We start from the raw sequence: 15,433 nt of genomic DNA, 5'->3' as shown, positions 1-15,433 counted from the left end.
GTGGTCTGGTTCAGTCCCTGCCGGCGATCACCGAGCGAACGGTGTCGGCGAGCTTCGCCGCGGTGAGGCCGAAGTGCTCGAACAGCACGCCGGCCGGCGCGGACTCGCCGTAGCTGTCGATGCCGAGCACCGCGTCGCAGCGGTACTTCCACCAGCCGCCGGTGACGCCCGCCTCGATCGCGACCCGCGGCACGCCGGCGGGCAGCACCGAGGCCTTCCAGGCCGCGTCCTGGCGGTCGAAGACGCTGGTCGAGGGCATCGACACGATGCGAACCTCGATTCCGTCCTGCAGCAGCCGCTCGCGCGCCTCGAGCGCGATGCCGACCTCGGAACCGGTGGCGATGATCACGGCCTGCGCCTGCCCGGCGTCGCGCAGCACGTAGCCGCCGCGGCGGATCGCTTCGACCTGCCCTTCGGAACGGGTCAGGAAGGGCACGGCCTGCCGGGTGAACAGCAGCGAGGACGGACCGTCGGCACGCTCGATCGCCGAGGCCCAGGCGAGCGCGGATTCGACCGGGTCGGCCGGACGCCAGACGTCCATCTGCGGGATCAGCCGCAGGGTGGCGGCATGCTCCACCGACTGGTGGGTGGGGCCGTCCTCGCCCAGGCCGATGGAGTCGTGCGTGAACACGAACACCACGCGCTGCTTCATCAGCGCCGCCATGCGCAGCGCGTTGCGGGAGTAGTCGGAGAAGGTCAGGAAGGTGCCGCCGTACGGAATGTAGCCGCCATGCAGCGCGATGCCGTTCATCACCGCGCTCATGCCGAACTCGCGCACGCCGTAGTTGATATGGCGGCCCGCAACGAAGCCCTCGTCGGACACGCGCAGCGCGCCCGCATCCTTGAAATCGGTGAGGTTGCTGCCAGTGAGGTCGGCCGAGCCGCCGAGCAGCTCCGGCAGCGCCGGGCCCAGATGGTTCAGCGCGTTCTGCGAGGCCTTCCGGGTGGCGATCTTCTCCGCCTTGGCGACCGTGTCGTCGACCATGCGGTCGACGATGTCGAGCCAGTCGGCGGGCAACTCGCCCCGCATGCGCCGCGCGAACTCCGCCGCCTCCGCGGGGAACCGTGCCCGGTAGGCGTCGAAAATCCCGTCCCAGGCGCCGCGCACTCGCGCACCCTGCTCGCGCGCATCCCATGCCTGGCGGACGTCGTCGGGGATCTGCCAGGGCTCGCCCATGCCGTCAGCGGCGAGCATCGCATCGCGAGTGGCGCGAATCTCATCGGCGCCGAAGGGCTCACCGTGCGCCTTGGCCGTGCCCGCCCGGTTCGGCGAGCCCTTGCCGATCACGGTGCGGCACTGGATCAGGGTGGGGGCGAAGCGGCCGTCGCGGCCGTTGGCGGACCAGTCGCGCGCCAGCGCGATGGCGGCATCGAGCGCCTCGACGTCATGGCCGTCGACGTCGGCGATCACATGCCAGCCGTAGGCTTGGAAACGGCGCACGCTGTCGTCGGCGAACCAGTGCCTGACCTCGCCGTCGATGGAGATGCCGTTGTCGTCGTAGAGCACAACCAGCTTCGACAGGCGCAGGGTGCCTGCCAGCGAGCAGACCTCGTGCGAGATGCCTTCCATCAGGCAGCCGTCGCCGACGAAGACCCAGGTCAGGTGGTCGACCAGCGGGAATCCCTCGCGGTTGAACTCCGCCGCGAGCTGCCGCTCGGCCAGCGCCATGCCCACCGCATTGGCCAGCCCCTGGCCGAGCGGACCGGTGGTGGTCTCGACACCGGGGGTGACGCCGACTTCCGGGTGGCCCGGAGTCTTCGAGTGCAGCTGGCGGAAGTTCCTGAGCTCCTGCAGCGGGAGGTCGTAGCCGGTGAGGTGCAGCAGCGCGTAGAGCAGCATCGACCCGTGGCCGTTGGACAGCACGAAGCGGTCACGGTCGAACCAGCCCGGCTGGGCGGGGTCGTGCTTGAGATGCCGCGACCAGAGCGCCAGGGCGATCTCCGCCATGCCCATGGGCATGCCGGGATGCCCCGAATTGGCCTGCTGGACGGCGTCCATGGCAAGCACGCGGATGGCGTCGGCCATGCGAGCGGTAGTCAGGTCGGGCCGGACGTCATGCGCCCCGCTGGAACGTTCGTTGGATGTCATCGCTCGGTGCCGGGGAAAACCTTGGATTTTACCAAAGCGCACGGGAAACGGCACGGTTCGAATCGCTTTTCGCTATAATCGAGGGCTTTTCCGCGTCTTGTGCTGCACCGTTCGCAAGGACGATGCACTGATACCGCGGGAAGCTGCCGGGCTGACGCCGGTGGTTCAAATGGCGCGGGGCCGATCTCGAAAAGCCCCCCCGCCTGTGGTTCATGTGCCGGCGCCGCGCTGGCACGCCCGGCCTGCGGGACCTTTCCGCTGATCTGGTCGTGGACTGACACTGGGTTGGGACCGAATGCAAGGACTGCATCTCACTGCGGACATCTTCGGCTGCAGTTGCGAACGTGAACTGCTCATCGACGCGGAACGCCTCGCCGCGCTCTGCCGCAAGGCGGTCGCCGAATCGGGCCTGACCCTGGTCGCCGAGAAGTTCTTCACGTTTCCATACTGGGAGGGCGAGCCCGGCGGCGTCACCGGCGCAGTGCTGCTGGCCGAGTCGCACGTTGCGCTGCACACCTGGCCGGAGCGCGCCGGCGTCACGCTCGACGTCTACGTGTGCAACTTCACGACGGACAACTCGGGCAAGGCCGAGCGCCTGATGGACGACCTGATCATCGCGTTCAGGCCTGCCGAGCAGATCACCAACCGCATCCTGCGCGCGTCGGCCGATCCGGTCACGAAAGCGGACGAACTGCTGCTCGAGTGGCTCAACGAGCAGAGCGCCTACGGCTACCGCGCCAGCCGGCGTCTCGAGACCACTCGTTCCGAGTTCCAGACCATCGAGGTCTTCGACACCCCGCAGTGGGGCCGGCTGTTCCGCCTGGACGGCGCGTACATGACCTCGGAGAAGGACGAGTTCTTCTACCACGAGCCCATCGTCCACTGCGCCGCGCTGGCCCACGAGTCGCCGCGGTCGGCGCTGGTGATCGGCGGCGGGGACGGCGGCTCGAGCGAGGAACTCCTCAAGCACCCGGGCATCGGCCGCGTCGTGATGGCCGAGCTCGACCCCGAGGTGGTGCGCGTGTCGAAGCAGTATCTCGGCTCGGTGCACCGCGGCGCATTCGACGACCCGCGCCTCGAGGTGCACATCGGCGACGGCTTCCGCTTCGTGCAGGAAATGGGCGAGCGCTTCGACCTGATCGTGCTCGATCTCACCGACCCGGACACACCCGCGCAGAAGCTGTACGCGCGCGAGTTCTTCGAGATGGTCAGACGCTCGCTGAATCCCGGCGGTGCAGTGTCGCTGCACATCGGCTCGCCGGTGTTCGACAAGGAACGGGTGCGCAGCACGCTGGCCGACCTGGCCGCGGTGTTCCGCGTCGTCCGGCCGCTGGGCCTGTACATCCCGCTCTACGGCGCCTACTGGGGCCTGGCCGTGGCCTCGGACAGCCTCGACCCGCTGGCGGTCGACGAGGCCACGATCGAGGCGCGCATCGCCTTGCGCGGAATCGGCGACCTCGATCTGTACAACGGCGAGATGCACCGCGCGCTGTTCGCGCTGCCCAACTTCTATCGCAGGCTGCTGCCCTGAGCGGCAACGGGCGGCGCCGATGACCCCCAGGCTTCACCTGCCCGGCCCGCTCGCGGCGGGCGCCACCGCGACGCTCGAGCGCGAGCAGTCGCATTACGCCAGCCGCGTGCTGCGCCTGCGGCCGGGCGACGCCCTGGAGGTCTTCGATGGCGCTGGCGCCCGGCACGCCGCGACGATCCGCGAAGCCGACCCGCGCCGCTGCGTGCTGCTGCTCGGCGCGCGCCTGCCCTCGCCTGCCGAGAGCCCCTTCCGGGTCGTGCTTGCCCAGTGCCTGTCGGCGGGCGAGAAGATGGACTGGACGATCGAGAAGGCGGTGGAGCTCGGCGTGTCGGCGATCGTGCCGCTGCAGTCCCGGCGCTCGCTGGTGCGGCTCGACGAGGACCGCGCGCGCCGGCGCGCCGAGCACTGGCAGCGGCTGGTCGTCGCGGCCTGCATGCAGTGCGGCCGCGACCGGCTGCCCGAGCTCGCGCCCGTGCGGACCCTCGAGGACTGGCTGGCGGCACCGGTGGCCGGAGCGCCGAGGCTGGTGCTTGCGCCCGGCGCCGCCATCACCATCGGCGAGCTCGCCGTCCCCGCGGGCGGCGTCGGACCGGCGGTCGTGCTGGTCGGCCCCGAGTCTGGCCTCGCAGACGAAGAACTGGCGCAGGCGCGGCAGGCCGGCTTCGTCGCGGTGTCGATGGGCCCGCGGATCCTGCGGACCGAGACCGCAGGCCTGGCGGCGCTTGCCGTTCTGCAGGCGCGCTTCGGTGACCTCGGCGCCACCGGCGCGCCCTGGCAGGGCCGCGCCTCCTAGTCGGACCTTGCGCCCTGGGCGCGCGGCGGCGCCTGCTTGCGGACCGAGTAGAACACCCTGAACGCGGTGCCCTTGTCGAAGAAGAAGTCCGCCGCGTCGCGGAACACATCGAGCAGCGCATCGCGATCGAAACCCCCATCGGACTCGGCCGGAAGCTCCTCCAGGATCACCACGAAGCCCGGCTGGTCCGCCTCCGGCAGAGGCGCCAGGTCGGTCACGCAGTCGTAGAGCGCATCGAGGTTCCGGCCGAAGTGGGCGGGGAGCGCAAAGGCGCTGGCGAGCGCATCCATCACCCCGCCCTTGTCCGTCGCCTGGCTGCAGTCGGCGTGGAGCAGCCGCTGGTCCGCCCGCAGCGCAGCCCTGCGCAGTTCGGCCAGGTCATAGGCGCCGAGCGGAAGCACGGCTTGAGGCGGGATGTTGCTGAAGGCGCTCATCGGGCTCACTCGCGAATGCGGCGGAAACTCCGGTAGTGATCCCGCGTGTAGTAGTACTCCCCCGACCAGCGCGGATCGCCGCCGGCGACGATCCGGCGAGCGCCTCGGTCGCGCGCGCCCGGCGTGGACACCGTGTACTCCCTGTAGTAGCCCCGCGGCTGCGCCGGCAGAAACCGCTCCCGGTTGAAGAAGACGGTGCCGTCCTTCGCGTATGGGAACGGCCCCCCGGCGCGGATCAGCGCGAGGGTTTCACGCGCCTCGCGCGGCAGTTGCGACATTGCCACTTCGCGGATGTGGCGCGCGGGCGCCTCACGTGCGTGCGCAGCGGAGATCAGCGCAGCGAACGCCAGCAGCAGGACGGGAAGAAGGCGCGAAAGCATGCGCGCCATCCTACGGCACTGCACCGGGGCGTGGAAGCCCTCGGGGGAAGGAGCGGAAGCTGGCCGTGCGCCGCGGCGAAGCCCGCCCCGGGCCCGCCGCTGCCGGGCGCCCTCGAACCGCCGCTTCGCCGGTCTCGCTCTAGCGCGCAGCGCCAGCGACTGCGCCCGATGCAGCCGCAACCGCCTCGATCGCCTTGTCGAGGGCGGAGCCGCTGTCGGCAAAGCGCGCACGCCCGCCGTCGAACATCGCCGCGAGCTGCGCGCGGTCGAGGGAGGTGGCACCCTCGGGAAAGCGGCTGAGAACGAAGATCTTCTGCGCCGGGCTGATCCAGGCGAGCCGGTAGGAACGGAACTGGCCGTCGCCATTGGCGTCGACCTCGATCGAGTCGCCCCTGCGAAGCTCGGCGAGACGAATGGAGCGCGCCTCCACGGTGGGCGGGTCGATGCGCACCGCTTCCGAGGGCGGCGCCACCGGAACGAACTGGATGCGCCCATCAGGGCGCATGCGCAGGTTGGTCGGCCGGCGCGCTGCGGCGACCGACTGCTTGGCCGCCTCGATGGCCCGGGTGTGCGCCTGGAGCAGATCGTTGAAGAAGGCCTCGCGGCGCTCGTCGGGCATCGACACGAGACGCACGCCCCGCATCAGCCCGTTGATCAGCCGCGGCAGCAGCGCGGCGAGCCGCGGCACCTCGTCGGCCTGCTTGGGCTGCACGCTCCAGATCAGGCTTTCGCCGATCGCCATGGCCTCGGCGTGATCGATCGGCGCCACGCCGCCGCCCACCTGCGCCTCGGCGAGCACCAGCGACCACCAGTCGGCGAGAAAGTCGCGGATGAAGCGGGGCGACTCGGCGTCCATGCGATCCGAGAGCCGGGCCATCGCCAGACCGCGCGCATGGACGACGGACTCGGCGCGCTCCGCCTCGCGGGTCACCTTGGCGAGCCGCTCGGCCCGGCGCGCCGTCTCGTCCGCGGCCAGCGATTCGACGCGCTCGCGCGCCTCCTCGAACACGCCGAAATCCCGGTCGAACTGCAGCAGCACGGACTCGACGACCTCTTCGACGCCCCTCACCAGCGGCGAGCCCGCGCCGAGATCAGCGTCGGCATCCGCGGCGAGTTCCGAGATCCGGTCGATCAGGCGGCGCATCGGATGCGTGCGCCGTGCAAAGAAACTGCGGTCGATCAGCGCCGCCTTGACCGCCACCACCTGCAGGCGCAACAACTGCTGCTTTATGACGTCCGCGAGGCGCTTGTCCGCATAGATGTAGTCGAACACCATCGAGACGATCTCGACGGTGAGCTGGTCGAGCGGCGACCCGTTCTCGCGGGCGCGCTCGGCGATGTCGGAGACCAGCTCCGCGCCAGCCCCGCCGCCGACGGTCGAGGCCTGCAGGCCGCTGAGCGCATCCAGCAGCGGCGGCTGGACATCGGGAATCGGCAGGTCGGCAACCGCGAAGGTCTCCGGGTCCGCCAGTATGCGGGTGGCGCTGGCGCGCGCTGCCGGCGCACCCTGCGCCAGCAGGGAAAGCACCGAGCCAAGCTCGCGCGCCCGCGGATGCGGATGCGGCGCATGGCCGGCGCCCGCTGCTCCCGCGCGCTGGCCTGCGGACTGGCCGGCTCCGCCCCGCTGGCCAGCGGACTGAGCGCCTCCGGCTCGCTGACCTGCGGACTGCGGCGCATCGCCAGCCTCTGGGCTCGTGCCGCGCGGCTGCTGGCCGTCCCGCACGACGACCTGCGGACGCAGCCTGGGCAGCACGTGGCCCGCCTTCAGTCGCTCGTTGACCGTGTTGTAGACCGTGTTCAGGTTCGCGGTGACGTGCGGCTCGAAGGCGTCGAGCAGGGCCGTCTGGACGTCGGCCCGCGGCGCCAGCTCCGCCAGCGCGTTCTTGAGCGCCTCGAAGACCGCCTCGGGCGACGCGGGGTGACGCTCCTCCTCGAACCAGTCGCGCTCGAGCAGTGCGGCAAGCCGCGCGCGCACGCCGAGCACCTCGTCCGGATCGAGCCGGCCGCGGGCCCGGCTCACCAGCCGGTCGACCGCGAGCTTCGCCTGCAGCACCGAATCGTCGACCAGGGCGAGTTCGCCCGGCGCCGGGCCGTCGTGGGCGGCCGCCGGGCGGTCGTCGTGCATCCTGCGCTCGAAGACTTCGCTGAAGGAGCGGCGGAACCGCAGCTCGATCTCGGTGCGATGCTGCCGGACCACGGACACGGCATCCATCAGCGCATGCTGCTCGTCCTGGTCGCGCGAGCGCAGCGCCAGCGCGGACAGCTCCTCGCTCATTTTCGCGAGGGCCTCGCCGACCACCCGCGACAGCCGGGACACCACGAGCTCGCGGCAGTCCTGCAGCAGCTCCATGCGCTTGCGCATGTCGTCCGGCGCAGCGCGCGGCGCGTCGGCATCTGGAGTGGTGGTTGGCGCGGTGCTCACTTGGTCGGACCGTGTCGCGGGAAACGCAGGACGCTTTTCCTCGACGTCAGGCTAAGCGGCGGAGTTTGCGAGGTCAATGTCGCCCCTTTCCCCGCCGACCGGCCGGCGCCGGCGCGCCGACGAACGGCCGCCGGTCGCCCGCGCCGCTACTGCCCGGCCAGGATGTCGACCACCGTCCAGGCCGTCATGTTCACGATCCGGCGGACCGTCGCCGACGGGGTCAGGATATGAACGGGTCGCGCCGCGCCCAGCAGCACCGGGCCGATCGCGACGTTGTTTCCCGCCGCCGCCTTCAGCAGGTTGTAGGAGATGTTCGCCGCCTCGAGGTTGGGCAGCACCAGCAGGTTGGCCTCGCCGTCCAGGGTGGAGCGCGGCATGATCTCGCGACGGTATTTGGGCTCGAGCGCCGCGTCGCCATGCATCTCGCCGTCGATGTTCAGGTCCGGCGCCCGCTCGCGGATCAGCGCCAGCGCGCGTCGCATGGTCTCCGCCGAGCCGCCCTCGTGGGTGCCGAAGTTGGAATGCGAAAGCAGCGCCACCTTCGGCAGGATGCCGAAGCGGCGCAGCTCGTCCGCCGCCATCAGCGTGATCTCGGCGAGCTGCTCCGCGGTGGGCGACACGTTGACGTGCGTGTCGACCAGCGTCAGCTGGCGGTTGGGCAGGATCAGCGTGTTCATCGCCGCATACACGGTGGCGCCCGGCCGCCGCCCGATCACCTGGTCGATGTAGCGCAGGTGCAGCGCGTGGGTGCCGAAGGTGCCGCAGATCAGGCCCTCGGCCTCGCCCTTTCGCACGAGCATCGAACCGATCAGGGTCAGGCGCCGGCGCATCTCGATCTTCGCATAGTGCTCGGTGATGCCCCTGCGCTCGGTGAGCCGGTGGTACTCCTGCCAGTACTCACGGTAGCGCGGATCCCACTCGGGATTGATCAGCTCGAAATCGACCCCTGGCCGGATCCTGAGGCCGAGGGTCTCGAGCCGCTTCTCGATCACTGCGGGGCGCCCGACCAGCACCGGCCTGGCGAGCTTGGCGTCGATCACCGCCTGCACCGCGCGCAGCACGCGGTCCTCTTCGCCCTCCGAATAGACGATCCGCTGGCGGTCAGCGGCGCGCGCCGCCGCGAAGATCGGCTTCATGAAGCCGCCGGAGTGATAGACGAACTGCTCGAGCTGGGCGCGGTAGGCGTCGAAATCCGCGATCGGTCGGGTGGCCACGCCCGAGTCCATCGCGGCCCTGGCCACCGCCGGCGCGATCTGGACGATCAGGCGCGGGTCGAAGGGCTTGGGGATCAGGTATTCGGGGCCGAAGCTCAGGCCCTGCGCGCCATAGGCGAGCGCGACGATCTCGGACTGCTCGGCGCGCGCGAGGTCGGCCACCGCGCGCACCGCGGCCACTTCCATCTCCCGAGTGATCGTGGTGGCGCCGACATCCAGCGCGCCGCGGAAGATGTAGGGGAAGCACAGGACATTGTTGACCTGGTTCGGGTAGTCGGTGCGTCCGGTGGCGATGATCGCGTCGTCGCGGACCGCCTTCACCTCCTCGGGCAGGATCTCCGGGGTCGGGTTTGCAAGGGCGAACACCAGCGGACGCGCTGCCATCCTGGCGACCATGTCGGGCTTGAGCACCCCGCCCGCCGACAGCCCGAGGAAGATGTCCGCGCCGTCGATGATCTCGCCGAGGGTCCGCTTGCCGGTGTCCTGCGCGAAGCGGGCCTTGTCGGGATCCATCAGCTCGGCACGGCCGCGGTACACCACCCCGGCGAGGTCCGAGACCCAGATGTTCTCGACCGACAGGCCCAGGTCGACCAGCAGGTCCAGGCAGGCCAGCGCAGCCGCACCGGCCCCGCTGCACACCAGCTTCACGCTGCCGATGTCCTTGCCGACGATGGCCAGCGCGTTGAGGATCGCGGCGCCGACGACGATCGCCGTGCCGTGCTGGTCGTCATGGAAGACCGGAATCGACATCCGCTGGCGAAGCTTGCGCTCGACCAGGAAACAGTCGGGGGCCTTGATGTCCTCGAGGTTGATGCCGCCGAAGGTCGGCTCCAGCGCAGCGATGATCTCGACCAGCCGGTCCGGGTCCCGCTCGTTGAGCTCGATGTCGAAGACGTCGATGCCGGCGAACTTCTTGAACAGGACCGCCTTCCCCTCCATCACCGGCTTCGATGCCAGCGGACCGATGTCGCCCAGGCCCAGCACCGCGGTGCCGTTGGTGACCACCCCCACCAGGTTCGCCCGGCTGGTGAACCGGGACACCGTGGCAGGATCCCGGACGATCTCCTCGCAGACTGCCGCCACGCCGGGCGAATAGGCCAGCGCGAGGTCGCTCTGGTTGATCAGCTGCTTGGTCGGGGTGACGGCAATCTTGCCGGGGCTGCCCTGCTCGTGATACTCGAGGGCGGCCTTGCGAAGCTGGGAATCCATGCCTTGTGTCTTCCGTCTGCGGGCTGGCAGTGCCTGCCCTGGGGAGGATCGGAATCCGGATCGATCGGGGCCGGGATTATCCGCCCGCGCCCCCGGGCCGCAAAATCGGAACGCCGCCCGCCGGCAGGGCCGCCTCGAGGACCCGGGCGACGTGGAGCGCGCCGCGCTGCGCGCCGTCGGCGATCTGGCGGCGACAGCCGAAGCCGTCGGAGACGATGACGGTGGACGCGTCAGCGTCGCGCACCGCGGGCAGCAGGCCTAGCTCGCCCATTCGCAGCGAGGCCCCGTGCCCGTCGGCGCGATAGCCGAACCCGTCGCCCATCCCGCAGCAGCCCGCCGGCGCCGATGCGACCTCGAGCCCGGGCACCCAGGACAGCACCTGCACGAGGTCGGGGACCGCGTCGAACGCCTGCTGGTGACAATGACCGTGCAGCAGCGCGCGCTGCCACGGCGATGTCAGGAACGCGGGCATCGGCCGTCGCGCAGCGCGCTCGCGAACCAGGAATTCCTCGAACAGCAGGGCACGCCCGGCCAGCGCCTGCGCGGCGTCCCCGAGGCCCAGCCAGCGGAATTCGTCGCGCATGGTCAGCAGGCAGGCGGGCTCGAGACCGACCACGTCGGCGCCCTCCTCGATCAGCGGCGCCAGGGCGGCAACGGTGCGCGCCGCTTCCGCCCGCGCGCGGTCCAGCAGCCCCGCCGACAGGTAGCTGCGGCCGCAGCACAGCGGCCGGCCGGGCTGCGGATCGTTCGGCGCGGGCCGGGCCACCTCCACCCGCAGGCCGGCAGCCTCGAGAACCCGCACGGCGGCATGCGGGACTTCCGGCTCGAAATGATTGCTGAAGCAGTCGGCGAACAGCACGACCCGCCCGTCGCCGTCCGCTGCCGGCGCGCCACGCCCCTGCCCGAGCTGCGCGCGCTGCGACCAGGCGCGCAGGAAGGTATCCCGGCGCCAGCGCGGCAGCGGCCGTCGCGCCAGTCCCAGCAGGCGCCCGGTGAGCGCCGCCATTCCGGGCACGCGGTCGCGCAGGTTGGGCAGCCAGGGCAGGCGCGACGCCATCGGCGCCCAGGCCGGCAGGCTCGCGAACAGGCGCTCCCCGCGCGACAGCGTCTGGGGCCGGCGGCTCAGCGCCTCGATCTTCAGCCGGGCCACATCGACTGCGGACGGGCATTCGCTGCGGCAGGCCTTGCACGAGACGCACAGCGCCATTGCCTGCGCCACCTCGCTGGCGCCGACGCCCTCCGGCCCGAACCGGCCCTCGAGGGCCAGCCGGAGGGTGTTGACGCGGCCGCGCGGGCTGTCGCGCTCGTCCAGCGTGATCCGGTAGCTGGGGCACATTGCCCCGGAGTCCAGCGCGCGGCAGCGCCCGTTGCCGTCGCAGCGCGCGACCGCCGCCTCGACACCGTCCGCGGGCGCTCGCGCCGGGCCGGGCGCGACGCGCATCCGCACCCCGTCGTCCATGCGGAGGGGATGGACGATCTTGCCGGGATTCATCAGGCCGTCGGGGTCGAAGATCGCCTTGACCTCCTCGAAGGCCCGCGCCAGCCGAGGCCCGAAGTCCCGCTCGATCCACTCGCTCCCGGCCAGCCCGTCTCCCTGCCCGCCCGAGAATGCCCCGCCGAAGTGGCGCACCAGCGCCGCCGCCTCCTCGGCGATCGGCCGCATCTTCGCGGCCTCGCCTGCACGCAGGGCCAGCAACGGCCTCAGGCTCAGCGCGCCGACCGAGGCGCGTCCGTGCCACACGCCGGCGACCCTGTGGCGCCGCATCGTCTCCTCGATCGCCTCGACGTACTCGGCAAGGCGCGGCAGCGGCACCGCGCACTCGTCGATGAAGCTGACCGGCCTGCGCGCGCCGACGCCCACGAGCGCGCCCACGAGCGCGCCCTCGATCGCGGCCCGGTGCAGCGCCCAGACGAGGCGCTGCCGGCCGGGATCCGCCACTTCCAGGAAGGCCGCCTGAGCGCCCGGCCCGGCCACGCCTTCCTCGAGCGCGCGCAGCCGCCGCAGCAGCGGGCCGCGCTCGTCGCCGGCGAACTCCACCAGCAGCAGCGCCGCAGGGCGGCCGGCCAGCAGTGTGTCGACCAGCGGCCGAAGGGTGCGGACGCCGCGCAGCGGCACCAGCATCGAAGCATCGAGCAGTTCCACCGCGCTCGGCCCCAGTGAGGCGATCTCGGGCACCGCAGCGATCGCGGCCGGCAGCGAAGGAAAGCTCAGCACTGCCAGCAGCCGGTGCCCCGGCAGCGGCGCCAGTTTCAGGTGCAGCCTGCGGAAGTGGGCCAGGGTGCCCTCGGAGCCCACGAGCAGGTGGGCGAGATTGACCGAACCGTCTCCGGTGTAGGGCCGCACGGAGACCGGATGGAACACATCCAGGTTGTAGCCGCCGACCCGCCGCAGCACGCGCGGCCAGACACGCTCGATTTCCTCGCGCTCGCGCGCAGCGAGCTGGAAGAGCCGCGAGACCATCGCACTGGCGCGCGCCGAGCCCAGCGCACGCGTGGCCCCGACGCCGAAGGGTCCGAAATGCTCCGGGGTGCCGTCGGCGAGGATCGCGTCGATGCCCACGACGTTGTGCACCATGTTGCCGTATACGACCGAGCGCACGCCGCTGGCGTTGTTGCCGGCCATGCCGCCGAGCGTCGCCTGGGCCGAGCTGCACACGTCGACCGGGAACCAGAGGCCGGCCGGGGCGAGCTGCGCGTTCAGCCGGTCGAGCACGATGCCGGGCTGCACCTCGACCGTACGCGCGGCGGGATCGAAGGCGAGGATCCGGTTCAGATGGCGGCTGGTGTCGATGACCAGTCCGGAGCCGAGCGCCTGGCCGCACTGGCTGCTGCCCGCGCCGCGCGGCACCACCGGCACGCCGAGCTCGCGTGCCAGCTCGAGCGCCGCCAGGAGGTCGGCCTCGTCGACGGGGACGACGACGCCGACCGGCTCGACCCGGTAGATGGACGCATCGGTGGCATAGCGGCCGCGCGAGGCCGCATCGAAGAGCACCTCGCCCCGGATCACCCGCCGCAGGCGTTGCGCAAGGCGGCTGCGCTCGCCCGACTGCGCACGGGGGGAGATCGGAGGCTCGGCTGGCTTCATGCGGGCATTATCGCCTCCGGCCAGCCGATAGAATTACGGCTTGCCGCATCGAGCGGCGCGCCCACGCCCCAGCCCCTCCCGGAACCGAAATGCCCCTGCCGCCCCTCGCCTACCGCACCGATCGCATCCGCCCGTTCCAGGTGATGGAGCTGATCAAGCGGGCCCATGCGCTTGCGGCAACCGGCAAGCCGGTGCTGCACCTGAGCATCGGCGAGCCGGATTTCACCGCGCCCGCACTGGTGCTCGACGCGCTCGAGCGGGCAACTCGCGCCGGACACACCCACTACACCGGCGCCAACGGCACCGAAGCGCTGCGACGCGCGATCGCCGGCGACTATGCGCGGCGCTACGGGGTCGAAGTGTCACCGTCGCGGATCCTGGTGACGGCCGGCGCGTCGGGCGCGCTGTCGCTCGGCTGCTGCGCGCTGGTGAACCCCGGCGACCGGGTGCTGATGACCGACCCCGGCTACCCCTGCAACCGTCACTTCGTCGCGGCCTACGATGGCATTCCGGAACTGGTGCCGGTCGGACCCGAGACCCGGTTCCAGATGACTGCGGAGCTGGTGCGCAAGCACTGGCGCGACGGCGTCAAGGGCGCCCTGCTCGCCTCACCCGCAAACCCCACCGGCACCTCGCTGCCATTCGACGAACTGAGCGGCATCGTCGACGAGATCCGCGGGCGCGGCGGCTTCACGATCGTCGACGAGATCTATCTCGGGCTGACCTACGACGACGCGCCGCGCACGGCGCTGGCGCTCGGCGAGGACGTGATCGTCGTGAACAGCTTCTCCAAGTACTTCCACATGACCGGCTGGCGCCTGGGCTGGATGGTGGTGCCGGAGGCGCTCGCGCCGGTCTTCGAGAAGCTGTCGCAGAACCTCTACATCTGCCCCTCGGCCCTCGCTCAGCATGCTGCGCTGGCCTGCTTCACGCCCGAGGCGACCGAGATCTTCGAGGCTCGGCGCGAGGAGTTCCGCCGGCGGCGCGACTACATCGTGCCGGCGCTGCGCGAGCTCGGCCTGGAGGTTCCGGTCGAGCCGGACGGCGCCTTCTATGTGTACGTGGATTGCAGCCGCTTCAGCGACGACAGCTCGGCCTTCGCAGACGAGCTGCTGCGCAACGCATGGGTATCGCTGGTGCCGGGCGACGATTTTGGCGAAAACCAGCCCAAGCGGTACCTGCGCCTGTCGTACGCCACCTCGATGGAAAACCTCGAGGAGGCCGTGGACAGGCTTCGTCGCTATCTCGGCGACCGCGAACGGGCCTGAGACCGACCCGCCCGCGCAAATCAGATGTCGCGCACGGCCCCGCCGTCGAGCGCACCCACCGGATCCGGCGCCAGCGCCGGGCGCTCGTCGCCCGACGGCTTCGTGCTGACGTCCACCCAGGGACGGAACGTGACGTCTGCGGTGCGCGACGCCGCGCTGTCGGCTTCGGCCTGCCCGCCCTGCGGCGCGCCGGCATCGCCGGCCCGCGCAGCGGTCCCGGCAGTGGAGGCCTGGATCATCCGCGCCGGCTCGGCGCGGGCCATCAGCTGCGGACCTCTGGACGGCTGCGCGCGTCCGGTCGCAGCCGCGGCGATGCGCTCGCGCTCGAACAGCACCTTGGCCCCGTAGCCACCGTCATGCGGCAGCAGTGCCGCGCCCACGTAATACTTCAGCCCGCTCTCGACGCTGCCGGTGCGCTTGACGTATTCCTTCAGGATCTGCGTGCCCACCCGCATGTTGGCCAGCGGATCGAAGGCTGCGGACACCCCGCCGAACGGAGCGAACTTTTCCTTGTGCACCCGCGTGAGGACCTGCATCAGGCCCTGCGCGCCCATGTTGCTCTGGGCCTTGGGATTGAAGGACGATTCAACCGAGATCACCGCGAGCACCAGGAGCGGATCGAGCTTGGCTTCACGTGCGATCTGATAGGCATGGGCGACGACCATCTGCGTATGGTCCATCGCCACCCGGTACCGGCGCGCGATGAAGAGCGCGATCTTCTCCTGCTCGGCCGTCAGCGAGGAGGCGTTGCGCTTGTGCGATGCGGTCTTCGACGCGAGGACCGGCGCCGCGCCTGACAATGCGTCGCCGGCGGGCTCAACCGCGCCGATGGCGACCGTCTCGACGGCACCGTCGAGCTCGGGGGCATAATGCACGGCGCTGCTCCCGACGACGAACGCGAGCGTGACGACCAGCGGCACGCTTGCCCTCGCCAGCCGCGCGGCCGGAATGGCGCGCGCGAGCTTTCCCAACTTGAATCTGTTTCGATGCTGCTTAAGCATGGCGACT

General features: G+C 71.0%; 10 protein-coding genes. 3 read left to right on the top strand and 7 right to left on the bottom strand.

All coding sequences use genetic code 11. The annotated features are described in order from the left end of the window. Positions 1 to 10: 10 nt before the first annotated feature. Positions 11 to 2,089 (bottom strand): transketolase, encoded by a 2,079-nt coding sequence (tkt, locus tag HNQ70_RS10825; protein WP_425504354.1) that lies wholly within the window; start codon positions 2,087 to 2,089, stop codon positions 11 to 13. A gap of 295 nt (positions 2,090 to 2,384) precedes the next feature. Here tkt and speE point away from each other — a divergent pair, with 295 nt between their 5' ends. Together speE and HNQ70_RS10815 are read left to right on the top strand one after the other, a co-directional pair. Continuing rightward, entirely contained in the window at positions 2,385 to 3,620 is a 1,236-nt protein-coding gene (gene speE / locus HNQ70_RS10820; protein WP_183967308.1) for a polyamine aminopropyltransferase, read from the top strand. Positions 3,621 to 3,639: 19 nt separating this feature from the next. Then, a complete protein-coding gene (locus HNQ70_RS10815; RefSeq protein WP_183967306.1) occupies positions 3,640 to 4,413 on the top strand; it encodes a 16S rRNA (uracil(1498)-N(3))-methyltransferase in 774 nt (257 codons plus the stop codon). On the opposite strand, the gene HNQ70_RS10810 is transcribed toward HNQ70_RS10815, so the two are convergent. From HNQ70_RS10810 to HNQ70_RS10790, 5 genes are all read right to left on the bottom strand, one after another. Further along, on the bottom strand, positions 4,410 to 4,847 hold the full coding sequence (locus HNQ70_RS10810; protein ID WP_183967304.1) for a barstar family protein: 438 nt from the start codon (positions 4,845 to 4,847) through the stop codon (positions 4,410 to 4,412). The genes HNQ70_RS10815 and HNQ70_RS10810 overlap by 4 nt on opposite strands. A gap of 5 nt (positions 4,848 to 4,852) precedes the next feature. After that, entirely contained in the window at positions 4,853 to 5,227 is a 375-nt protein-coding gene (locus HNQ70_RS10805) for a guanyl-specific ribonuclease (RefSeq protein WP_183967302.1), read from the bottom strand. Between the two features lie 139 nt (positions 5,228 to 5,366). Beyond that, positions 5,367 to 7,649: a DUF1631 family protein gene (locus HNQ70_RS10800; RefSeq protein WP_183967300.1), complete on the bottom strand. Its 2,283-nt coding sequence runs from the start codon at positions 7,647 to 7,649 to the stop codon at positions 5,367 to 5,369. A gap of 146 nt (positions 7,650 to 7,795) precedes the next feature. Continuing rightward, positions 7,796 to 10,072: an NADP-dependent malic enzyme gene (locus HNQ70_RS10795; protein ID WP_183967298.1), complete on the bottom strand. Its 2,277-nt coding sequence runs from the start codon at positions 10,070 to 10,072 to the stop codon at positions 7,796 to 7,798. Positions 10,073 to 10,148: 76 nt separating this feature from the next. Then, the gene (locus HNQ70_RS10790; protein ID WP_183967296.1) at positions 10,149 to 13,157 is read right to left on the bottom strand and encodes an FAD-binding and (Fe-S)-binding domain-containing protein; all 3,009 of its coding nucleotides are present in this window, start codon (positions 13,155 to 13,157) and stop codon (positions 10,149 to 10,151) included. A gap of 89 nt (positions 13,158 to 13,246) precedes the next feature. Between HNQ70_RS10790 and HNQ70_RS10785 the strand changes: the two genes are divergently transcribed. Further along, positions 13,247 to 14,425: a pyridoxal phosphate-dependent aminotransferase gene (locus HNQ70_RS10785; protein ID WP_183967294.1), complete on the top strand. Its 1,179-nt coding sequence runs from the start codon at positions 13,247 to 13,249 to the stop codon at positions 14,423 to 14,425. 20 nt (positions 14,426 to 14,445) lie between these two features. Here HNQ70_RS10785 and HNQ70_RS10780 read toward each other — a convergent pair whose 3' ends face one another. After that, entirely contained in the window at positions 14,446 to 15,396 is a 951-nt protein-coding gene (locus HNQ70_RS10780; protein ID WP_183967292.1) for a lytic transglycosylase domain-containing protein, read from the bottom strand. Between the last annotated feature and the right edge of the window lie 37 nt (positions 15,397 to 15,433).

This window comes from Quisquiliibacterium transsilvanicum, from assembly GCF_014202215.1.
GTDB lineage: Bacteria > Pseudomonadota > Gammaproteobacteria > Burkholderiales > Burkholderiaceae_E > Quisquiliibacterium > Quisquiliibacterium transsilvanicum.
The sequence above is the reverse complement of the archived record's forward strand: the minus strand, read 5'-3'. Positions and strand labels throughout refer to the sequence as shown.

Coding starts and splice junctions, on each gene's coding strand:
- tkt (WP_425504354.1), bottom strand. CDS start 2,089: ATGACATCCAACGAACGTTCCAGCGGGGCGCATGACGTCCGGCCCGAC.
- speE (WP_183967308.1), top strand. CDS start 2,385: ATGCAAGGACTGCATCTCACTGCGGACATCTTCGGCTGCAGTTGCGAA.
- HNQ70_RS10815 (WP_183967306.1), top strand. CDS start 3,640: ATGACCCCCAGGCTTCACCTGCCCGGCCCGCTCGCGGCGGGCGCCACC.
- HNQ70_RS10810 (WP_183967304.1), bottom strand. CDS start 4,847: ATGAGCGCCTTCAGCAACATCCCGCCTCAAGCCGTGCTTCCGCTCGGC.
- HNQ70_RS10805 (WP_183967302.1), bottom strand. CDS start 5,227: ATGCTTTCGCGCCTTCTTCCCGTCCTGCTGCTGGCGTTCGCTGCGCTG.
- HNQ70_RS10795 (WP_183967298.1), bottom strand. CDS start 10,072: ATGGATTCCCAGCTTCGCAAGGCCGCCCTCGAGTATCACGAGCAGGGC.
- HNQ70_RS10790 (WP_183967296.1), bottom strand. CDS start 13,157: ATGAAGCCAGCCGAGCCTCCGATCTCCCCCCGTGCGCAGTCGGGCGAG.
- HNQ70_RS10785 (WP_183967294.1), top strand. CDS start 13,247: ATGCCCCTGCCGCCCCTCGCCTACCGCACCGATCGCATCCGCCCGTTC.